22 protein-coding genes and 2 tRNA genes are annotated in these 21,897 nt (G+C 43.2%); 7 read left to right on the plus strand and 17 right to left on the minus strand.

Annotated elements, in window-relative coordinates; all coding sequences use genetic code 11:
* Positions 1-253: 253 nt before the first annotated feature.
* The 6 genes from ACSJJG_RS16870 to ACSJJG_RS16895 all read right to left on the minus strand — a co-directional run bounded on the left by ACSJJG_RS16870 (position 254) and on the right by ACSJJG_RS16895 (position 6,093).
* Positions 254-1,024: a TatD family hydrolase gene (locus tag ACSJJG_RS16870; RefSeq protein WP_481089992.1), complete on the minus strand. Its 771-nt coding sequence runs from the start codon at positions 1,022-1,024 to the stop codon at positions 254-256.
* Positions 1,025-2,137, minus strand: coding sequence for a patatin-like phospholipase family protein (locus ACSJJG_RS16875; protein WP_481089993.1), 1,113 nt, complete (start codon positions 2,135-2,137; stop codon positions 1,025-1,027).
* Between the two features lie 252 nt (positions 2,138-2,389).
* Positions 2,390-2,797 carry a BON domain-containing protein gene (locus ACSJJG_RS16880; RefSeq protein ID WP_481089994.1) on the minus strand — a complete coding sequence of 136 codons (408 nt, stop codon included), beginning with the start codon at positions 2,795-2,797 and terminating at the stop codon, positions 2,390-2,392.
* Between the two features lie 205 nt (positions 2,798-3,002).
* The gene (gene prfC / locus ACSJJG_RS16885) at positions 3,003-4,592 is read right to left on the minus strand and encodes a peptide chain release factor 3 (RefSeq protein WP_481089995.1); all 1,590 of its coding nucleotides are present in this window, start codon (positions 4,590-4,592) and stop codon (positions 3,003-3,005) included.
* Between the two features lie 672 nt (positions 4,593-5,264).
* Positions 5,265-5,714: a ribosomal protein S18-alanine N-acetyltransferase gene (gene rimI / locus ACSJJG_RS16890; RefSeq protein ID WP_481089996.1), complete on the minus strand. Its 450-nt coding sequence runs from the start codon at positions 5,712-5,714 to the stop codon at positions 5,265-5,267.
* Positions 5,683-6,093: a DNA polymerase III subunit psi gene (locus ACSJJG_RS16895; protein WP_481089997.1), complete on the minus strand. Its 411-nt coding sequence runs from the start codon at positions 6,091-6,093 to the stop codon at positions 5,683-5,685. The genes rimI and ACSJJG_RS16895 overlap by 32 nt, the downstream gene beginning before the upstream one ends.
* Before the next feature lie 129 nt (positions 6,094-6,222).
* On the opposite strand from ACSJJG_RS16895, the gene rsmC reads away from it, so the two are divergent.
* The 3 genes from rsmC (at position 6,223) to ACSJJG_RS16910 (ending at position 7,674) form a co-directional block, all read left to right on the plus strand.
* On the plus strand, positions 6,223-7,236 hold the full coding sequence (rsmC, locus tag ACSJJG_RS16900; protein ID WP_481089998.1) for a 16S rRNA (guanine(1207)-N(2))-methyltransferase RsmC: 1,014 nt from the start codon (positions 6,223-6,225) through the stop codon (positions 7,234-7,236).
* A 218-nt stretch (positions 7,237-7,454) separates the two neighbouring features.
* Positions 7,455-7,541: transfer RNA gene (locus ACSJJG_RS16905), tRNA-Leu, on the plus strand.
* 46 nt (positions 7,542-7,587) lie between these two features.
* Positions 7,588-7,674 (plus strand) — tRNA-Leu (locus ACSJJG_RS16910).
* Positions 7,675-8,145: 471 nt separating this feature from the next.
* On the opposite strand, the gene ACSJJG_RS16915 is transcribed toward ACSJJG_RS16910, so the two are convergent.
* The 3 genes from ACSJJG_RS16915 to ACSJJG_RS16925 are packed head-to-tail and all read right to left on the minus strand — an operon-like array spanning position 8,146 to position 11,383.
* Positions 8,146-9,639, minus strand: a complete 1,494-nt coding sequence (locus ACSJJG_RS16915) for an aldehyde dehydrogenase family protein (protein WP_481089999.1) — start codon at positions 9,637-9,639, stop codon at positions 8,146-8,148.
* A 14-nt stretch (positions 9,640-9,653) separates the two neighbouring features.
* Complete coding sequence (locus ACSJJG_RS16920; RefSeq protein ID WP_481090000.1) at positions 9,654-10,034, minus strand: cupin domain-containing protein; 381 nt, start codon at positions 10,032-10,034, stop codon at positions 9,654-9,656.
* A 47-nt stretch (positions 10,035-10,081) separates the two neighbouring features.
* Positions 10,082-11,383 (minus strand): NAD(P)/FAD-dependent oxidoreductase, encoded by a 1,302-nt coding sequence (locus tag ACSJJG_RS16925; protein ID WP_481090001.1) that lies wholly within the window; start codon positions 11,381-11,383, stop codon positions 10,082-10,084.
* Positions 11,384-11,817: 434 nt separating this feature from the next.
* On the opposite strand from ACSJJG_RS16925, the gene uriH reads away from it, so the two are divergent.
* Entirely contained in the window at positions 11,818-12,768 is a 951-nt protein-coding gene (gene uriH, locus ACSJJG_RS16930; RefSeq protein WP_481090002.1) for a uridine-preferring nucleoside hydrolase UriH, read from the plus strand.
* A 65-nt stretch (positions 12,769-12,833) separates the two neighbouring features.
* Here uriH and ACSJJG_RS16935 read toward each other — a convergent pair whose 3' ends face one another.
* Entirely contained in the window at positions 12,834-13,619 is a 786-nt protein-coding gene (locus ACSJJG_RS16935; RefSeq protein WP_481090466.1) for a sulfite exporter TauE/SafE family protein, read from the minus strand.
* Between the two features lie 276 nt (positions 13,620-13,895).
* Entirely contained in the window at positions 13,896-14,066 is a 171-nt protein-coding gene (locus tag ACSJJG_RS16940; protein WP_481090003.1) for a helix-turn-helix domain-containing protein, read from the minus strand.
* Between the two features lie 218 nt (positions 14,067-14,284).
* Between ACSJJG_RS16940 and ACSJJG_RS16945 the strand changes: the two genes are divergently transcribed.
* Complete coding sequence (locus ACSJJG_RS16945; protein ID WP_374052541.1) at positions 14,285-14,497, plus strand: helix-turn-helix domain-containing protein; 213 nt, start codon at positions 14,285-14,287, stop codon at positions 14,495-14,497.
* A 39-nt stretch (positions 14,498-14,536) separates the two neighbouring features.
* Here ACSJJG_RS16945 and sugE read toward each other — a convergent pair whose 3' ends face one another.
* A complete protein-coding gene (gene sugE / locus ACSJJG_RS16950) occupies positions 14,537-14,851 on the minus strand; it encodes a quaternary ammonium compound efflux SMR transporter SugE (RefSeq protein ID WP_099133150.1) in 315 nt (104 codons plus the stop codon).
* 202 nt (positions 14,852-15,053) lie between these two features.
* On the minus strand, positions 15,054-15,620 hold the full coding sequence (efp, locus tag ACSJJG_RS16955; protein ID WP_481090004.1) for an elongation factor P: 567 nt from the start codon (positions 15,618-15,620) through the stop codon (positions 15,054-15,056).
* 40 nt (positions 15,621-15,660) lie between these two features.
* Between efp and epmB the strand changes: the two genes are divergently transcribed.
* On the plus strand, positions 15,661-16,692 hold the full coding sequence (epmB, locus tag ACSJJG_RS16960; protein ID WP_481090005.1) for an EF-P beta-lysylation protein EpmB: 1,032 nt from the start codon (positions 15,661-15,663) through the stop codon (positions 16,690-16,692).
* A gap of 137 nt (positions 16,693-16,829) precedes the next feature.
* On the opposite strand, the gene ACSJJG_RS16965 is transcribed toward epmB, so the two are convergent.
* The 4 genes from ACSJJG_RS16965 to ACSJJG_RS16980 form a co-directional block, all read right to left on the minus strand.
* Positions 16,830-17,171, minus strand: coding sequence for a DUF4156 domain-containing protein (locus ACSJJG_RS16965; protein WP_481090006.1), 342 nt, complete (start codon positions 17,169-17,171; stop codon positions 16,830-16,832).
* 96 nt (positions 17,172-17,267) lie between these two features.
* Positions 17,268-18,914 carry a chaperonin GroEL gene (groL, locus tag ACSJJG_RS16970; protein ID WP_481090007.1) on the minus strand — a complete coding sequence of 549 codons (1,647 nt, stop codon included), beginning with the start codon at positions 18,912-18,914 and terminating at the stop codon, positions 17,268-17,270.
* 61 nt (positions 18,915-18,975) lie between these two features.
* Positions 18,976-19,269 carry a co-chaperone GroES gene (locus tag ACSJJG_RS16975; RefSeq protein ID WP_481090008.1) on the minus strand — a complete coding sequence of 98 codons (294 nt, stop codon included), beginning with the start codon at positions 19,267-19,269 and terminating at the stop codon, positions 18,976-18,978.
* A gap of 175 nt (positions 19,270-19,444) precedes the next feature.
* Positions 19,445-19,987, minus strand: a complete 543-nt coding sequence (locus tag ACSJJG_RS16980; protein ID WP_481090009.1) for an FxsA family protein — start codon at positions 19,985-19,987, stop codon at positions 19,445-19,447.
* A gap of 379 nt (positions 19,988-20,366) precedes the next feature.
* Between ACSJJG_RS16980 and aspA the strand changes: the two genes are divergently transcribed.
* Positions 20,367-21,791, plus strand: coding sequence for an aspartate ammonia-lyase (aspA, locus tag ACSJJG_RS16985; RefSeq protein WP_047766674.1), 1,425 nt, complete (start codon positions 20,367-20,369; stop codon positions 21,789-21,791).
* Positions 21,792-21,897 lie beyond the last annotated feature (106 nt).

The raw sequence follows: 21,897 nt of genomic DNA on the forward strand, positions 1-21,897 counted from the left end.
AGAAAATATGTCAGTTATCCTATAAATTCCTACTGACATTGTGTGTGAGCCGATTATACCTAGGACTAAAAAGGAACAAGCAACTAACATCACAAATTAATACCGCAAAAAGTAATATAAAAATACAAAATGAGACATACATCACATAAAACCACCTGATTCCGGTGGGATTAGATGATTTAACGGAGAAAAAGGTAAAAGGCAGGATAAATAGGCAAAGAATATAAGTTAAACATTATTAATATGTTATAAGTCAACTCAATGCAAATAGGATAGTGCTATTTTGGTAAAGCTGATTGGCAATTTCATCTGACGACTCCCGACGCAATTCACATAATACAGAAAAAACCTGTGCAACCCTTTCTGGTCGGTTTGGCTGCCCTTGAAAGCCCGATAACGGCATATCAGGCGCATCCGTTTCCAACACCAAAGATGACAAAGGCAATTGTGAAATAGTGTTCCGGGTCTTTTGCGCCCTATCGTAGGTAATTGTTCCCCCGACACCAATGTAAAACCCCAGACGAATAAAGGCTTGGGCTTGAGATAAACTCCCCGCAAAACCATGAATAACCCCTGTTCGCGATAATTTGTGCTTTCTCAAGATTGCCGCCAACGGGTCATGGCTTTTTCTGGAATGGAGTATCACCGGTAGATCGTATTGTTTGGCGAGTTTTAGCTGTACTTCTAACATGCTTTTCTGCTTTTCAAACTGCGGAGCTGGCATATAAAGGTCAAGACCGATTTCGCCTACCGCCACGCATTTGGCCTCTTTTTCTTGTAGTTTTTGCTCCAATTCATCCAGATGAACCGCTTGGTGTTCAGCAATATAAAGTGGATGTAAACCAAATGCGGCATAAATCGGAGAATAAGCCTCAGCCAACGCAGAAACTCTCTGGAAGTTTGTTTGACTTATTGTGGGAACGATAATTTTTTCCACGCCCATTTGTCTGGCTTGTTGCAGGCTCGCTATTTCATCACCAGCAAAAGGAGGGAAATCAAAATGGCAATGTGTATCAATAAGCATCTAATCCAACTTATCTATCATGAGAGTTCTCGTTTGCACATGCTCCACCATCTCAGGCGCCGGGGACTCCACTGGCAGGCAATGATTACCACTGTTCAGGAAATGGTTGCGCCGAAAACAGTTGCGATCAGAACTTAACCCTGTACGGCATACCCCATAACTTTTACGTTCTGTATGCCCAAATTTGCCTTCAACAAAAGTATGTCCAATCGTTGCCAGAAAATATCGTCCGCAACGCCGCCCCAAATGATAATCCTGATTTAACGCACTGAGTCGACTGCCCAGAGCCATTGTTGCCAAGGGTGCGGGTGGATAAATTTCGAAGATTTGCACATCATCCGGTGGATTTTCGATAAATTTCTGGGTTCGACGGTAACTTTGTGCATGGAGATTGAGCATCTTGACCATTTTTTGCAAACTACTAACTTCTAACCAGCGCTCCATGCGCCTGAACCACTGAGGCGTATAGTAAAGCTGTGAAGGCACTGTGCGAATCACAACGATAGTATCAGCTCCTCGGCGATAGGCCTCCTGCACTGGGATCGCATCACAAATACCACCATCTTGATAAACCACATCACCAAGGGTAACGCCGTTACGATAAAACCCCGGAATGGCGCTTGAGGCCTTGAGAATATCCATCCAATTTTTGTCATCTGGATGCAGGTAACTCGGCTCAAAATTATCCGAGCGGCAAGCACACATGTAAAATTCACGTCCAACATCAAACTGACGCATTGCGACAGGAATATTGAGTGGCAACTGCTCAGATAGGGTATCAATATACCAATCTAGATCGATCAAATGCCCACCGCGCACAAAGCGTAATGGATTAAAAAAAGCGGGGTCGGTGGTATAACGGTTGATTACCTTGCGTGCATACCCCCTCTGACCACAAATATAGGCAGAAAGGTTTTGCGCTCCCGCCGATGTCCCAAGGAACAGTTCAAACGGATTAAAACCAAGACGGAGAAATTCATCCAAAACACCGGCGGTAAAAATACCTCGCTGACCACCACCTTCACAAACGAGAGCAATTTTCCCAAGTTTAATCTGTGAGTTATAAGCTAAAGGTTCGATATTACCTAATGTTATTGAAATATGTTTCCCCACTCTTCTCTCCCTCTGAAAGCCGCCGAATACCTATCAGTATATCGTTGCTCAGACAACTTGCTTGTAACATTTTTATAAAAAGTGAAGAAATAAAGCATCAATAGTTAAATTGATATGAGAATAGCAAGTGACCAGAATGCCGCCAGCGAATGAATAATCTTGTCACTTAACAAGATATTATTTGAGGAAAAGAAACAGAAAGAGCGGCTATTATCAGCCACTCTATTCACAATATCTGTTATTTTTTTCAGATTAAGATTGTTTTTTAATCTCTATCGTGCTTTTTACTGATTTGACACCTTTTATTCCATGAGCAATCTTAACTATCTTCGCCGCTTGATGTTTGTTTTTGACAAAACCGGAAAGATGGACAACGCCTTTTTCCGTTTTCACCGAAATGTCATGACTATTTATACCCTTATGTTCCAGCAATTTTTCCTTCACTTTTGCTGTAATGGCACTGTCGTCTAAATAAGCATCTGCTTTTTGCAAGGAGTTATCAATTTTGTTCCCTGCACTGTCTAGAGATTTATCGATTTTTTGTCCTGTACTCTCCAATGTCTTTCCCACAGAAAGATCTGCTGCCAGAGCACTACTACTGGCCAATACCGAGCCTAGAACAACAGCCAGTAGTGAATGTGTAAACTTAATATTTTTCATCCTACCACCTTTTTTAATTTCAGCCTGAACCGCCACCAAAACAGTATGCAGTATGTCAATTAGGCAATGGTGATAAAATGAGATTTACAAAAAATAACGTACATTTTCATTAACAGAGAGAGTTATTCTTTTATTGGCAAAAAAACAGAATATACAGATAGAATAAATCATAAGGGCCAACAGAATAGCTGGCCCGGAAAAGGGATTAATGTTCCCGTGTCTTGCGGAAGGAAACATCAGGATAGCGTTCACTGGTCAAGTTTAAATTGACCATGGTTGGTGCAATGTAAGTTAAATTATCACCACCATCAAGAGCCAGATTCAGCTCATTTTTACGCTTGAATTCTTCCAATTTCTTCACATCGCTGCATTCTACCCAGCGAGCGGTGGACACGTTAACCGGTTCATACAGTGCTTCAACGTTATATTCACTCTTCAAGCGGGCAACAACCACGTCAAACTGAAGCACACCTACCGCTCCAACAATTAGATCGTTATTGGACAACGGACGGAATACCTGTACAGCACCTTCTTCTGATAATTGCACCAGACCTTTCAGCAACTGTTTCTGCTTCAACGGATCACGCAGACGAATACGACGGAACAATTCAGGTGCAAAGTTAGGGATGCCGGTAAACTTCAACTCTTCACCTTGAGTGAAGGTATCGCCAATCTGAATAGTGCCATGATTGTGCAGACCGATAATGTCCCCCGGATAAGCGTGCTCAACATGAGAACGATCTCCCGCCATAAAGGTCAGCGCATCAGAAATGACAACGTCTTTCTTAATGCGAACCTGGCGCAGTTTCATGCCTTTTTCATATTTACCGGAGACAACGCGCAAAAAGGCAACGCGGTCACGGTGTTTCGGGTCCATATTAGCCTGAATTTTAAACACAAAACCGGTGAATTTCTCTTCACCCGCAGCCACTTCACGTGCATCAGCCTGACGGGGCATTGGGGTTGGAGCCCATTTAACCAGGCCATCCAGCATATGATCAACACCAAAGTTACCCAATGCAGTACCGAAGAAAACCGGTGTTAATTCTCCCTGTAAAAAGGCTTCCTGATCAAATTCATGGGATGCACCTTTGACGAGTTCCAGCTCTTCACGCAATTGATTCGCCAGCTCTTCACCCACTGCCGCATCCAATTCAGGGTTGTCCAATCCTTTGATAGCGCGAACTTCCTGAATAGTATGCCCCTGACCTGATTGGTACAGGTAAGTTTCATCAAGGTAGAGGTGATAAACGCCTTTAAAGGACTTACCACAACCGATTGGCCATGTAATCGGGCTACAGGCAATACTCAGTTCATTTTCCACTTCATCCATTAGCTCCATCGGATCACGAATATCACGGTCGAGCTTGTTCATGAATGTCAGGATCGGCGTATCACGCAGGCGAGTCACTTCCATCAGCTTGCGGGTACGATCCTCAACCCCTTTCGCGGCGTCAATAACCATCAAACAGCAGTCAACGGCAGTCAAGGTGCGGTAAGTATCTTCCGAGAAGTCTTCATGTCCTGGGGTATCCAGTAAGTTAACCAAACAGTCAGCATAGGGAAACTGCATCACGGAAGTGGTAATGGAAATACCACGCTGTTTTTCCATCTCCATCCAGTCTGATTTGGCATGTTGGTTGGAACCCCGACCTTTTACTGTGCCCGCTTTCTGGATCGCCTGTCCGAACAGTAATACTTTTTCGGTGATGGTTGTTTTACCCGCATCAGGGTGTGAAATGATTGCAAAAGTGCGCCGTGTCGCGACTTCTTGCTGAAATGAGGAATTTGACATCAATGGTAATCTTCTGGTTGTACGGGTTGATATCACTTGGAAAACACCTTCTGATAGCGCTCCACTTTCAAATCCGTCGAGTTAATCGTGATTGGCGCTTATTTTGGCTGAACTTGGATTTATAAACAACCAATGATGTTCGAGATACAATAATAATCAGCCCAACATTCTTTATATCTGGTTGAATTAAGAATCTCTTGTTCTGGGAAATCATATCGCCCTTCCTCTACACGTTTCTTTCACTGTCAATAAATCCATTAATTTTTTCATTCATTACTTTTCTCATTTCGAGATCTAACGCTCAAACACCATATCCCTTTTTCAACAGGCTCATCATGCGAAACACGGTACAGTCGGGGACAAATCAACTTTGGCCCCTGAATTCACGCCAGGAATTTCCCGTTACATATTCTGTTTTAGCAATAACTTTTCGTATGATATTGAAGTTTACGTTGGCTCCAAGTATGGATGTTTTACTTTACCATTTACAATCCTTATCTCTTGTAACCATTCACCATCTTTCCTCCCTTAGCCGAGGATTTTTCATTTCATCACTTTACAACTCACCTTACAACCACTTTTCTTTCATTTTAACGACATCACTATCTTTTTCTAAATTTTCCTGTCGCTTCTTGCAAGAATTTTTATACGATTTTTTTCTCATCCCCGTTCTTACCTACCAAACAACGGCAATGCCATAATAATGGCATCTTCCTTACCTGCCGCAGTCGGGTAATAATTCTTGCGGATGGAAACTTCATTAAAGCCCATATCTTCGTATAAACGAATGGCGGCTTGGTTAGAGCGTCGGACTTCAAGCCACAATGTATTGATCTGTTTTTCAGGCAATATGTTGATAAGATGCGCCAGCAATGCCCTGCCATAGCCCCGTGATTGATATTCAGGATGAATAGCGATATTAAATAGTGTTGCTTCATCCATGACATACTGTGTTATCGCAAAACCGATAATCTGGTCATTCTGCGTTATCTTATAGTTGAGATAACGCTCTCCCTGATTGGAGTAAAAGGTTTTTTCACTCCACGGAAACGCATGGCTGGCCTGTTCTATTTGAAATGCTGCGGGAAGATCAACGGGAGTTAATAGAGAAATATTCTTCATAATGGTAAATTTGTTGCCAAAGAGCACGTTTTGCATGCCCATCAAGAGATAAGTCATTTAATGCTGGGCTTCTCAAAGAAATCCCTTGTACTGGTAAGGTAATATCAACCCCCAACAGCCAGCTTGGGCAGTGGATTGATTCCGAAAGTAGCTCAACATCTTTGGTCGTGATGCAATATACCGATGAGGCATCGATCCCCATGGCTGTGAAAATATCAGCAAACAATGAATGACTTAAGTCAATGTGATCATGACTAATGATCAATAGACGGGTTGAATCAGGGATGAGGACAGATAATTCACCTTGCAAAGCCATTGGGCTACGCAAAACCCATTGGGTGATCCCCAACCGGGAGAGTAATCTGTCACGCTTTGTCATCGTGTTTTATTCCATCTGCCATAAAAAAATAACAGGTAATATATTATCAGAGGGTTTAACTCTGCGCCAATCGGCCTGTCAGTACCGCCCACTGATATTCAGATAAAGTTTATAAGGAGCTATACATAGATGTCAGTATTAACCCCGGCCAGCGAAGTTATCCTGCGCCATCATGAGCAATTTCGCTCCCATCATCTGCTTTTTGCCGGTGATCTTCAGGATAACCTGGCAACGGAAATCGAAGCGGCAAGTGTGCGTGTGCATACTAACCAATATCACCACTGGCAATCCTTGATCCGCCAGCTTGGTGATAATGCCTGGTTTGGCCTTGTAGCAGACAGCGAATTTATCAGAGAATGTGATACGTTGATTTATTACTGGCCAAAAAGCAAACAGGAAGCTCGTTTTCAACTCCGCAATCTGTTTTCCATCCTGTCCCCCGATACTGATATTTTTATTGTGGGTGAAAACCGTAGTGGTGTGCGCAGTGTTGATAAGCTAATGGAAGGCATCGCTACTTTCCGAAAAATCGATACAGCACGCCGTTGCAGCCTGTTTTACGGTCAATTGAAAAACCAGGTGCAATTCGACCAAAACAATTGGTGGAACAGCTATCAAGTGGAAGATGTCGCCGTCAATACGCTGCCCGGCGTATTTAGCCAAGATAATTTGGATATCGGCAGTCGTCTGCTGCTTTCTACTTTCGATGCCCCTATTTCTGGCAGTCTGTTGGATATGGCTTGTGGTGCTGGGGTATTGGCAGCCGTGTTGGGTAAAAAGAACCCTGATTTGTCCCTGACACTGAGCGATGTCAATGCCGCTGCTATCATATCCAGTAAGGCGACACTGCAAGCTAATAAACTGAAAGGCAATGTAATCACAAGTAATGTGTATTCTGCCATTGAAGAAAAATTCGACTGGATTATTTCTAATCCCCCCTTCCATGATGGCCTGAAAACCAACCTGGCGGCGGCTGAAGATATGATCCGCATGGCACCCAATCATCTGAAATCCGGCGGTAAATTGCGGATCGTTGCGAACGCTTTCTTGCCTTATCCTAATCTGCTGGATAATGCCTTTGGCAGCCATGAAGTTATTGCTCAAACAGGTAAATTCAAAGTATATCAAGCAACTAAGAAATAATTTGGGTAGCAAACGCAATCCTGTGTTGCCTGCCTCAATTTAACGGGCAGGCAATTTCTATTTTCCGGCATTTCATTTCTGCCCTTGCCAACCATATCAATATGCTGATTTTTACACCAATTACACGTTTTCTCCCTAAATAATGATTGACGCCAGCTATAAAATCTCTAGAATGCGCCTCCATGCTATGGATCGTTTAAGTGATAGTGTCTGAGTATGCGAGGGTGGCGGAATTGGTAGACGCGCTAGCTTCAGGTGTTAGTGTTCTTACGGACGTGGGGGTTCAAGTCCCCCCCTTCGCACCAAATCAGATAACTATCGATTAAACAAACCAGATAAATGGCAGTACCTGCGAGGGTGGCGGAATTGGTAGACGCGCTAGCTTCAGGTGTTAGTGTCCTTACGGACGTGGGGGTTCAAGTCCCCCCCTTCGCACCACTGTTACATTTTTCTTCTCGTCCCTAATCTTGCTTACTGTTGTCATCCTCTTAAAGATGTCCCAGATAGTGCGAACAAACTGCATATCACAGCAATACCAGCAGGGATCAATGAAAATGACGTGCATTACGATGCAGTAGCAGAGCAAGTGTCAGCAGCAAGGCGCCTGGAAAAAAAGACGCCCCACGATCTTTTATATCAAATATATCAAAGCATTGCGGCGTCAGTATTAATTTATCTTGTTACTGGATATATAAATTTTCAATCAATTCAGTGCGATCAATATTCCAGACATCAGGGATTTCCTGACGGGATAACTGACGGATATACCTCATTTGTCACCATGCTTATTTTAGGTTCATTGCATCACGTAGCTGCATACCGGTATGTTTCTGTCTATCCCCTTGCGAATCAGTCATGACTGCGCCATCTTTTGAATAAAATAAAAAAAGCCAATTATTAACGCATCCATCAATAACGCATCATGACCGATTTCAGCTCTGTATAATGCTCAATGAATGCACTGCCAAACTCACGACCAACCCCTGAAGATTTAATCCCACCAAATGGAACCGCAGGATCCAGAAACGTATGCATATTAATCCATAGCATTCCCGCTTTAATGCAGGGGATCATACGCATCGCCTTGCTCATATCGTTCGTCCATAGGCTGGCAGACAACCCAAATGGTGTCGCATTCATCATGGTAATTAATTCCTCCTCATTCTCATAACTGAGGAAAGTCCCAATCGGCCCGAATGTCTCTTCGTTCATTAATGTGTCTTCAACACTCTTGGCTTTAATCACTGTTGGTACGACAAAAAATCCCGCTCCCTCCAAAGCATAGCCTCCGTAGACGATTTCATTGCCCTCCTGACGTGCTTTTTCAAACATAGACAGAATTTTTTCGTAATGTTCTTTGTTTGCCAAAGGTCCCATGTCCGTTGATTCATCAAGGGGAGAGCCAATTTTCATCGCCGATAAGCGTTCAGACAGTAACACCAAAACAGCATCCATATGAACGGATGGAATATAAAAACGTTCCGCAGCCGCACAAATCTGCCCTTGATATACATATCCCGCTTCCAATATGCCATCAACGATCTTTTCAACTGTCATATCAGACAGAAAAGCCGCTGCATTTTTACCACCAAGCTCCAATGTTGTGCGTTTCAGCCCTTGCTCCAGGGCCAATTTTCCCACGCTTATTCCTGTTGGAACAGAGCCTGTCAAAGTGACTTTGGCACATTGAGGATGATTAATGAGAGAAGTGCCAACGCGAGCACCTGAACCATTGACGATATTGATGATCCCATCCGGGACCCCTGCTTCTTTTGCCAGTTCAACCACACGCAGCATGGTTAAGGGAGTATATTCACTGGGTTTAAGCACAATCGTACAACCACACGCCAGTGCCGCCCCCAATTTCCAAATCGCAATCATGATGGAGAAATTCCACGGAATAATGCCAACCACGACGCCAACAGGCTCACGGCGCGTGAACGCGGAATATTTTTCCCCTTTAAGCGATGGCAATGAAACATTCAGTGTTTCACCCGTGATTTTGGTCGACCATCCGGCAAAATAGCGTAAATAATCAGCTGATGCTCCCACATCCAACATACGGGATAATTGAATCGGTTTGCCGGAGCATAAACTTTCCAGTTGTGCTAACTCCTCACTATTTTTTTGTAATAGATCAGCCAACCGATTCAGGCAATTCCCCCGTTCCATAGGAGAAGTCTGTGCCCACACGCCGAGAAAAGCCTCTGATGCCGCCTGCATTGCCTGATTAACTTCGTGCTCTCCTCCTTGATTAACCGTCGCTATCACTTCACCAGAGGCCGGGTTAATAACAGAGAAAGCTTCATTTTCCTGACCAAGAACAGAGACTCCATTAATATAATGACCATGAGGGCGCTGCAAAAAGGTTGTAACGGACTCCAGCAAATTAACTTCACTCATCACTTTTCCCCTGTTTAGTCAGGCAATTGCCCATTTATACAAGCCATATAATGTTTGACGAAACGTTCGCTGGTGATTTCCCACAATACTTCACTCCCTTTTACCGCAAACCACGAATCGCCTTTATGATATTCAACCATCACCCCTGTTTTGACATCAGTCAGCATCACTGAACCTTCATGCACTATTGCCATTTCATCAAAGGGATAGATCATTTTAAATTTACCCTTGGTACAGGCAAAAATGCCACATGTCAGGTTATCTGATGGTTCCCCGTAGATCATGGCTACACTTGCCTGCGGATCGCCTTCCACCACAACAGAACCAAGATTGGTGACACTGCCCATTGGCATTAATTCAGGAAGCGCTTTATCTAATAATAATGGCTTTATCATGACTTTTACCTTTAACTGTGACCGTTCCAAAAATGTAAAAAGAAAAACTAACAACGCCCTTTCCAGTAACCTGAAGCCTGGTGCCAGGTTTTACCGACAGAGAGCAATACATTTCTCAGTTTATCTTTCCCGATAATATCGAGGTGTGGAATTGAACTCAGTAGCGAATAACGCTCCGAGCCTTCGCTCATCCCCTCAGCCAAAATTTTGCAAATGATGTGGCTTGGCGTTACACCAAAACCCGAATAGCCTTGAACATAGAACACATTTTTATGCTTAGGCAGAGAACCCATTTGCGGAAACAGGTTAGCGCTACAACATAATGGCCCACCCCATGCCAGCTCTATCTCCACATCTTTCAAGTACGGGAAAGTCTTGAGCATGAGATTGCGATTCCATGCTTTTAAATCGGAAGGGATATATTCAATAAAGCGTGTCGCGCTGCCATATAACAGGCGATTTTCTTTGGTAACACGGTAGTAATCAATGACCGGACTAATATCACTGTATGCCCCACGAATTGGGCTGATCCTTTCAATCAAATCGTCCGACAATTCTTCTGTCATCAATTGAAAAGCATAAGTATTGATTGTTTTTCTATAAATAGTCGGTTCGAGTCCATCTAAAAAGGCATTACATGCCCACAGCATCTTATTGGCACGAACCGATCCTGTTACTGTACGTACTGTGACCCTGGGGCCATACTCTACGCTCACAACCTGACTGTTTTCGAAAATTTTGACGCCATATTCAGTGACAGCTTTGGCTTCTCCCAGCAGCAAATTGAGTGAGTGCACATGCCCACCCCCCATATGTTTTAGTGCACTGGTATAACGGTCTGAGCCAATGACTTTTTTAACATCTGCCCCCGTATAAAGCTCAATTTCTTTCTCAGGGGAAGCCGAACGAAATTCCTGTAACCAACTATGCAGGGTTTTATCATGCCGAGAATTCCAACCAAGATAGGCATACCCCTGGCAAAAATCGGCCTGAATATCATACCTGGCAATTCGATCATGAATAATTCCTGCCCCCAAGCTGCTGATTTTAAAAATGGTTTCCAGACCTTTTTTACCCACATGGCGTTTGATCTTATCCAAATCATGACCAATACCCGTCATCACCTGTCCACCATTACGGCCTGTACCGCCATATCCCAAAGTCCGGCCTTCCAAAATAGCAATATTAGTGATGCCTTTTTCTGCCAGCTCTAATGCGGTATTGATACCAGAAAAACCGCCGCCAATGATAACGACATCAACATCCAGATCTTCTGTCAGCATTGGAAAACGAAGATCATATTTTTTCGTCGCCGTATAATATGTTAATGAATCAAGTTTATTATTCATGTTATACCCCATGAGCATCTGCTTATTCCCTGATGGTGTAACCTTGCTACTCCTTTCATCAGAGGTGTTTATTACATTTTTTGAACATTAGTTGTTCAGGTGTATTAACAAAACAATAAATAACAAAATATTAATAAATTAATAAAAATAGACATCTATGCATTTAATGTCTCGGTATATATATGAATCATATGTACTTGAAATGCTCAAACCCTTTGTTGTTTTCATGTTAATTAAATCACAATTATTAAGATATTTATTAACAAATTGTCATTTTTACCTTTTCATTTTGTGATGGAGTTGGAAGGAATTTTTTCTGTTAGTAAATTATTCTGAACGTAAATATTTACATATGTACTTAATAGGTTTCGAGTTGTGGCCGACAAAACAACAACTTGAGAAATGAAGGTCATAATCACTGGAAAGGAATAAATATGCTACCCAAGAAAATTATCCTTGACTGCGATCCCGGGCATGATGATGCCATTGCTCTCCTGCTTGCCCACGGAAACCCCAATATTGAATTGTTGGCTGTAACGACAGTTGTTGGTAATCAAACCCTGAATAAAGTAACCCGCAATGCGCTTTGCGTTGCACGCATCGCTAATATTCATAACGTTCCTTTCGCAGCAGGTTGCCACCGTCCACTTGTTCGGGAGATCAATACAGCCCCAGACATTCATGGTGAAACGGGTCTGGATGGCCCTATTCTTCCTGAACCTAACATGAAACTGGATGCGCGCCACGCAGTTGATCTCATTATTGATGTGATTATGGAAAATCCCCCCAAAAGTGTCACTTTGGTGCCAACTGCGGGTTTGACGAATATCGCTATGGCTGCACGCAAAGCACCGCAAATTGTTGAGCGGGTAAAAGAAGTGGTATTAATGGGAGGGGGTTATCATAAAGGAAACAGAAGCGCAGTTGCAGAATTCAATATCGTGATCGATCCAGAAGCCGCACACATTGTTTTTAATGAAAAATGGCCGCTGACGATGGTCGGTTTAGATCTCACTCACCAAGCGCAAGCAACACCTGAAATTATCGAAGCTATCGCTAAGATTAAAACACAGGCCGCCCAGTTCGTTTTGGATGCACTGAAATTTTATGGTGACAGGTATCGTGAGCATCAAGGATTTGGCTATCCTCCTGTGCATGATCCCTGTGCTGTAGCCTATGTGATCGATCCTGATGTTATGACGACCCAAAAAGTCCCCGTTAATATCGAACTGATGGGAAGCTTAACCACAGGAATGACAGTTGCAGATTTCCGTTTTCCACCACCTGAAGATTGCCATACGCAAGTTGCTGTCAAATTGGATCATGCCAAATTTTGGCAATTAGTGATTGATGCTCTGAAAAATATTGGTGAAACAACTTGCTGATATTATTAATTTATTCTTTGACTATTGAGGTTATCTCTCTGCCTCAATAGTCAAAAGAATTTCTATCAAACTAACCGGATGCCCATCAACACAGCACTACATAAGATCAGGAATAATGTGGCGTATTGTAGTGTTTTGTCAGACAAATGCTTTATCAAATAACTGGCAAAAGGGATAGCCAGCAAAGAGCCAACAAACAATACCAACGCCAATTTCCAATCCGTATGCCCTCCATAGGCATAAGCAAAAGCAGATGAACCGGATAACATCATCGTGATAAAAAGGGAAACACCAACCGCTTGTTTAATACTCATTTGCCCATAGCGTAATAATAGTGGCAATACCACTATGCCACCAACTCCTGTCGCCCCAAGCACCAATCCAGCCCCCGTACCAGGCAGCAAGAAAGGCTTAATCAACCCAGATTGTAATCGTGGTTGCGTTTGATTCCTGTGTAACTGTGGCTGACGTATTCGGCGGTAAAAAAGATAAAGGGAAAACAAGATAGCCAACAAAACCAGTAAATTAATTCCCCATTCAAGTTGTACCCGATTATGGCTTAAATGACTCAGCATTGTGACGCCATAACTGGCGAATATCGTACCGGGTATCATGATCAGCAGAATAGCCAAAGATTGGCGTAATGGAATATTTCCCATGCGAAAGTGCATATAAGAAGAGGATATTTTCATCAACATGGAAAGAAAATTAGCCGTCGCGACAGAAGCTAATGCATCTAATCCAAAAAAATAGGTCAGGATCGGCAAAACTATCACTCCACCACCAACACCGGTAGTACTGATAATCAAACCAACAATCGCCCCAATCACAAGTTCAGGGATCACTAACATCATTTTGTTCCCAGCTGATATCTAATCAAAGATTATTTTCTTACCAAATTTCAGCAAGCCTTGCTTATAATATGACAAAAATAAATATCATATTCAAAAATAGAATATATCTCTCAGTTTGGTACTAAGGCCAAACGACAAGGAAACATGATTCTTTCAAGTCGCAGCTTTATTGGCTGCAACTTTGCAATTGAAAGTAAAGAAGATGAAAATATAGGAGATTAGTTGCTGAAATTTATATTTCTAACGATCTGTATTTTATCTTGATCATTGGTTTTAATGGGGAGGGTGTATTGTCCCAAAATCGAACAATTCACTGAGTTCAATCTGTAATCCATTTGCTATCACATAAATAATTTCCAAAGTAGGGTTCCTGACACCACGCTCGATGCCACTGACATAAGTGCGATCCAGTCCACACTTATCGGCAAAAGCCTCTTGTGACATCCCAGCTTCTCTCCTGAGATACCTAATTCTTTGACCAAAAAGGGATCTGATGTTGTTCGATTTTTTCATCCGATAAGTATCGATTCATGTTACTTATCCGACCACGGACTATAAGTCACGTTTCAGCTAAAGTTATGCTATGATGTGTGACTTATAGTCTACTGAACACTCACTTACTTTTTAATCAAAAAGATTATTGATAACTGGAGAGTTTAAGGATGGAAAAAAAAGACTGGCATTCTGCTGATATTATCGCCGAATTGAAAAAACGCGGGACAACACTGTCAGAAGTATCGCGAGCAGCAGGGCTGGCGTCATCAACTCTTGCCAATGCATTGCAACGACATTGGCCAAAAGGCGAGCGTCTTATTGCAGCAGCGCTGGGACGCACGCCAGAAGAAATATGGCCTTCGCGTTATGAAAAGAAATAACCATAAGCCCAGCACTATGCTGGGTTTATTTATAAGTAATCAGCTCGCCAACTTTAAGCCAATAATGCCAATCACAATCAAGCCAAGGCTTAATATCCGCGTGAAATTTGCAGATTCTCCCAGCACCATGATGCCGAAAATCGCCGTACCTACCGCGCCAATACCTGTCCACACTGCATAGGCAGTTCCTGCCGGTAGATTTTTCATGGCATAGGCTAGTAACCCCATACTGACCACCATCGCGCTGATCGTAATTAAACTCGGCACCAAGCGTGAAAAACCATGGGTATATTTTAGGCCTACTGCCCACACTACTTCCAACAAACCAGCAATAAGAAGGATCAACCAAGACATGTCTTTCCCTTTATATGATGACAAGTGGGGCCGTCCCCGATGAGATGACGTTTATCCAGGTCGTCCGGGATAACGATAAGAAATGAAATTGGATTATAGCTACCCGATCTGATAGTCGCAATGATAATAACCAATGAGTTATAACAAAAAAGCCGCAGCCTCTGGACAAAGAGGCTGCGGCTTTTTAGAATAACAAACGCGATTATTTCACGCGAGAAACGTATTCGCCAGAACGAGTATCAACTTTGATCACTTCGCCGATCTGTACAAACAAAGGGACTTTAACGACAGCGCCGGTGCTCAAGGTTGCAGGTTTACCGCCAGTACCAGCAGTATCACCTTTCAGACCTGGATCCGTATCAACGATTTCCAGTTCAACAAAGTTTGGTGGAGTTACAGCGATAGGACGGCCATCCCACAGAGTCAGAATACATTCTGCCTGATCGATCAGCCATTTTGCATTGTCACCAACGGCTTTCGCATCCGCAGCCAACTGCTCGAAAGTTTCGTTGTTCATGAAATGCCAGAATTCACCGTCGTTGTATAAATAAGTCAGGTTGATATCCATGACATCCGCACTTTCAGCAGAATCTGTTGATTTAAAAGTTTTTTCCAGCAGTTTACCAGAAATCAGTTTACGAATACGGACGCGGGCAAATGCCTGTCCTTTACCTGGTTTAACAAATTCACTGTCAAGAATAGCGCACGGCTCGCCATCTAACATGATTTTAAGACCTGAACGGAATTCATTGGTACTATAAGTAGCCATGGAGATCCTCTAATTTTTAACAAAATGGCTTAGCCAAAAAATGGCACATATTATAACTCATATCCACCCTGTCAGAGAAGCCTGGCTGCAACAACTTGCGGATGTTATTACTGATCCCAATGAGTTATTGCAATTATTATCCTTAAACACACATTCGATATTGCAAGAAGGCAATGAAGCAAAACGCTTGTTTCCTCTGCGCGTACCAAGAGCATTTGTAACACGAATGAAAAAAGGCGATCCCCGTGATCCTCTTCTATTACAAGTCCTGACTTCACGGAAAGAGTTTGCAATATCCCCTGGTTTCTCCAATGATCCTTTAGGTGAACAACGTAGCGTTGTTCCTGGTCTATTGCACAAATATCGCAATCGGGCTTTACTTTTGGTCAAAGGAGGCTGTGCGGTTAATTGTCGCTATTGCTTCCGTCGTCATTTCCCTTACGAAGATAATAAAGGCAATAAAAACAACTGGCAGCTTGCCCTGAATTACATTGAGCAACACACTGAGCTTGACGAAATTATCTTCTCTGGTGGTGATCCGCTCATGGCCAAAGATCATGAGCTGGATTGGTTAATCAATCACATTGAATCCATTCCACACATTAAGCGGTTACGTATCCATACGCGTTTACCCGTTGTGATCCCCGAGAGAATTACGCTTTCGCTGTGCAATCGTTTAGCACAAACTCATTTACAGGTGATTATGGTGACCCATATCAACCATGCAAATGAAATTGATGAAGCGTTTCGTACAAGCATGATGCGGCTAAAACAAGCTGGAGTGACACTTCTGAATCAAAGCGTAATGTTACGTGATGTCAATAATAATGCAGATACTTTGGCTGACTTAAGTCATGCACTCTTTGACGCAGGCATATTACCTTACTACATTCACGTTCTGGATAAAGTCCAAGGTGCCGCACATTTTCTCGTGGACGATGAAGAGGCAAAAGCTATTATGCGAGAATTATTGACTAAAGTATCCGGTTATCTGGTTCCGAGCCTGACCAGAGAAATTGGTGGAGAGCCAAGCAAAACCCCGCTGGATTTAGGCCTAACACATAACTCGTGATAGTTCCTATGCCAATCGATCACTGATTAGGTTAATTCCATCATTATTAAGCTATTCTAAATGGGCAGCGCACAGAAACTGAAATTCTTTCTGGGCATTGCCCAAACCACTTTCCCACTAACCCCATCTATTAATACCTAAGGGCACTTATAGACCTGACCAACCATTTTGCTATCAAGGGGGACAAAACTAGCCAGCAATCCCTCTGAGGGACTATTTATCCCATAAATAACATTGCCGCCCATTTCAGCCGCTTTATTACGTAAATCATTGGCTGCACTACGCATAGAACTGCTTTCATTGCTAACGCCATTGAGCCAGTTGCTTTGAGTGCCAGTAACTTCACCTAACCGCTGGCATTCACTACCTGGTTGAGTGTCCGCAAAACGCACATTAGCACCAGCGGAGGTTAATTGATGAGTTGTTGTGCACCCTGCCAACAGCAATATTGACGCACCCAATAAAATTTTAATTCGCATAACTTCCCTCATTAGTTATAGGAACAATAAAAAGGCGAGCAAGTTTTCCCTGCTCGCCTTTAAAGACTTTATCCTAACGGATGGGCAATGCCAGCATTACATCATGCCGCCCATTCCACCCATACCGCCCATGCCACCAGCAGCACCTAAGTCAGCTTTGTCATCTTTAGGCAGTTCAGTTACCATTGCTTCGGTAGTGATCATCAAGGCAGCGATGGAAGCTGCGAATTGCAATGCAGAACGGGTTACTTTAGTTGGATCCAAGATACCCATTTCGATCATATCGCCGTACTGTTCAGTTGCAGCATTATAACCGTAGTTGTCTTTACCCGCTTTCACGTTGTTTACAACAACAGAGGGTTCTTCACCTGCGTTGTCTACGATCTGACGCATTGGCGCTTCCATTGCACGCAGTGCAACACGGATACCGACGTTCTGATCTTCGTTGTCACCAGTCAGGTTAGAGATCGCGCTGGCAACACGAACCAGAGCAACACCGCCACCAGCAACAACACCTTCTTCTACAGCCGCACGAGTTGCGTGCAGTGCATCGTCAACGCGAGCGCGTTTTTCTTTCATTTCAACTTCAGTTGCTGCACCTACTTTGATGACAGCAACACCGCCTGCCAGTTTAGCGACACGCTCTTGCAGTTTTTCACGGTCATAATCAGAAGTCGATTCTTCGATTTGCTGACGGATCTGAGTAACACGTGCAGCAATTGCGCTTTCTTCACCTACACCATCAATGATAGTTGTGGTGTCTTTGTTGATAACAATGCGTTTTGCCTGACCCAGATCTTCCAGAGTCGCTTTTTCCAGCTCCAGACCAATCTCTTCAGAGATAACAGTACCGTTAGTCAGAGTAGCAATATCTTGCAGCATCGCTTTACGGCGATCACCGAAGCCTGGTGCTTTAACCGCAGCAACTTTCACGATACCACGCATATTGTTAACAACCAGCGTTGCCAACGCTTCACCTTCAACATCTTCAGCAATGATAACCAGAGGTTTGCTTGCCTTGGCTACACCTTCCAAAACTGGCAGCAGTTCACGGATGTTAGAGATTTTCTTGTCAACCAGCAGGATGTATGGGTTTTCCAGCTCAACAGCACCTGATTCAGGTTTGTTGATGAAATAAGGAGACAGGTAACCACGGTCGAACTGCATACCTTCAACAACATCCAGCTCGTCTTCCAGACCAGTACCTTCTTCAACGGTGATTACACCTTCTTTACCGACTTTGTCCATCGCTTCTGCGATCAGTTTACCTACGGTTTCGTCGGCGTTTGCAGAGATTGTACCAACCTGCGCAATGGCAGTGGAATCAGAGCAAGGTACGGACAGTTTTTTCAGTTCCTCAACGGCAGAAACAACAGCTTTATCGATGCCGCGTTTCAGATCCATTGGGTTCATGCCAGCAGCAACAGCTTTCAGACCTTCGGTGACAATAGCTTGAGCCAGTACGGTTGCAGTAGTAGTACCATCGCCCGCCGCATCATTGGCTTTAGAAGCGACTTCTTTAACCATCTGCGCACCCATGTTCTCGAATTTGTCTTCCAATTCGATTTCACGTGCTACAGACACACCATCTTTAGTGATAACAGGTGCACCGAAAGATTTATCCAAAATTACGTTACGGCCTTTAGGCCCCAGAGTGACTTTAACTGCGTCAGCCAGTACATTCACACCGCGTAACATTTTGCTGCGAGCATCATTACCAAATTTTACGTCTTTAGCTGCCATTGTGTCTTTCCTTTAAATTCGTTCAATTAAGAAGATCTAAGCGTAATAAGATTTTCAATGATTACGCTTCAACAATTGCCAGAATGTCGCTTTCAGACATGATCAATACTTCTTCATTATCGATCTTTTCTGTTTTAACGCCGTAACCTTCATTAAAAATGACGGTATCACCCACTTTTACATCCAGCTCCTTCACTTCCCCATTTTCAAGGATGCGACCATTGCCGACGGCCAAAATTTCGCCACGGGTAGATTTGCCCGCAGCAGAACCAGTCAGAACAATCCCGCCAGCGGATTTTGATTCAACTTCTGTACGCTTGATGATAACGCGGTCATGTAATGGACGAATTTTCATCGATAGATCTCCTATAAATAAAGTCCATATCAGGTAAGAGGATTGATACCAGAACCCAACAGAACCAGTATCATGAAGCTACAAATTGGGGCTTGAGATCATGACTTCAAGGGTGAGTAACAAAAATATTTTACTTTTTTCTTACTCACTGAAATCTCAGCCAACACAGTGGCAATCATTTTTTATTGCGCTCACTGCCAGACTCACCATAATGCTTTTGCTCTGCGGATTTTTGGTCATTCGATATACGGGAGTCGCCGTCTTGCCTACGCTCATATTCTCCCTCAAAAGTCTCTCCGTTCTGCCCAGAACCGCCATTATAATGACTATAATTACCGGAACCATAAAAAGTATTCGGACGGTAAAACTTAATATGAGGCAATAACTTCGCGGTCAGAAGTTTCTGTACGGGAGACAATAACAACAGTAATCCGAGAAAATCGGTGAAGAAACCGGGCAATATCAGCAAAAATCCAGCCATGACTAGAGAAACACTTTTAACAGCTTCTCCCGCAGGACTCTCACCGGCGGCGAGTTTTTGCTGCATAGAGATAAAATTCTTGATGCCTTGATTACGCACGAGGGATACACCAAGACAAGATGTAAGAATAACCAATAACAGAGTCAACAAGACCCCAACTTCAGAGGCAATCCGAACAAACAAGACAGACTCGATGTAAACCAGAAGGCATATAAGGATAAGCGGGAGCCAACGCACGTGGTTCTCCTTTCATTATTATTGAAGGTTCACACTATTCGATCATTCACACTCTGTGTGACACCTAATATCGGGTTAGATCACATAATATGGTGTTAGATAACACATGTGGGGGTAATCGTGACCGTTTTCAATACTTCAAACTCTTAACTTTCTTTTTCCATAATCGTGACCTTAGTCACACATATGTTATTTCATCAATAAAATAGCGCTATAAAGTGATCTAGGTTCAAGGCATTTCTCACAAATCCACATATGATCGCGCCAGCAATTTCATGATAAGTGTCTAATATCAGGGAAATTGTTTTCGGCAACATTATTTTTCAACAAACACGTAATAGAACAGTCAAAAAACGTATCCAATTTTAAGAAGGTTCTCATGTCAAACAACATTCGTATCGAAGAAGACCTGTTAGGTAAACGAGAAGTTCCTGCTGAAGCCTACTACGGTATTCACACTCTACGTGCGATTGAAAACTTTTATATCAGTGACCGTACCATAAACAGTGTGCCTGAATTCATCCGCGGCATGGTGATGGTAAAGAAAGCTGCGGCACTGGCAAACAAAGAACTCCATACTATTTCTGGAAAAGTGGCAGATATCATTGTCAAAGCATGTGATGAAGTTCTCATTAAAAGCAAATGTATGGATCAATTCCCTGTTGATGTCTTTCAGGGTGGTGCCGGTACTTCACTCAACATGAACACGAATGAGGTGCTGGCAAATATCGGCCTGGAGTTGATGGGACATCAAAAAGGTGAATATGAGTACCTGAACCCAAATGATCACCTAAACAGAAGCCAGTCAACCAATGATGCTTATCCTACAGGTTTCCGCATTGCTGTTTATAACTCCCTGATGCACTTAATTGATTCCATTGAATTGCTGAAAGAGGGCTTCGACAAAAAAGGCGTTGAATTCGATGACATCCTGAAAATGGGCCGTACCCAGCTGCAAGACGCTGTCCCCATGACACTGGGCCAAGAATTCCGGGCTTTTTCTGTGCTGTTGAAAGAAGAGATCAAAAACATCATCCGCACGGCAGAACTGCTGCTGGAAGTGAATCTTGGCGCTACCGCTATCGGTACTGGCTTAAATACTGCACCAGGTTACCAAAAACTGGTTGTTGAAAAATTGGCCGAAGTCACAGGTTTGCCTTGCCAACCAGCAGAAGATTTGATAGAAGCCACCTCTGACTGTGGCGCTTACGTCATGGTTCACAGCGCGTTGAAGCGTCTGGCCGTTAAGCTGTCCAAGATTTGTAACGACTTGCGTCTGCTCTCTTCCGGCCCTCGTGCTGGCCTGAATGAAATTAATCTGCCAGAATTGCAGGCGGGTTCTTCCATCATGCCAGCGAAAGTTAATCCTGTGGTGCCAGAAGTTGTTAACCAGGTTTGCTTCAAAGTCATCGGTAACGATATCTGTGTCACTATGGCAGCAGAAGCCGGTCAGTTACAGCTTAACGTAATGGAACCTGCGATTGGTCAGGCTATGTTTGAATCTATGTCTATCCTGAACAACGCATGCCGTAATTTAGTTGAAAAATGCGTCAGCGGCATTACTGCCAATAAAGAAGTTTGTGAAAACTTCGTATTCAACTCTATCGGGATCGTGACTTATCTGAACCCATTTATTGGTCACCACAATGGCGATATTGTGGGTAAGATCTGTGCTGAAACAGGCAAGAGCGTCCGTGAAGTCGTGCTTGAGCGCGGTTTACTGACCGAAGCTGAATTAGATGATATTTTCTCTGTTGAGAACCTAAAACATCCAACTTATAAAGCAAAACGTTTTGATGACTAATTAAATGATTATAATAACGAGTTCGTCTTAATTATTAAGGCACGCTATTCCAACCGGAAGCGTGCCTTTTTAATTTTCCGCAAACACAAATTATTAACTATAGATT

Source organism: Xenorhabdus sp. SGI 60 (assembly GCF_056632175.1).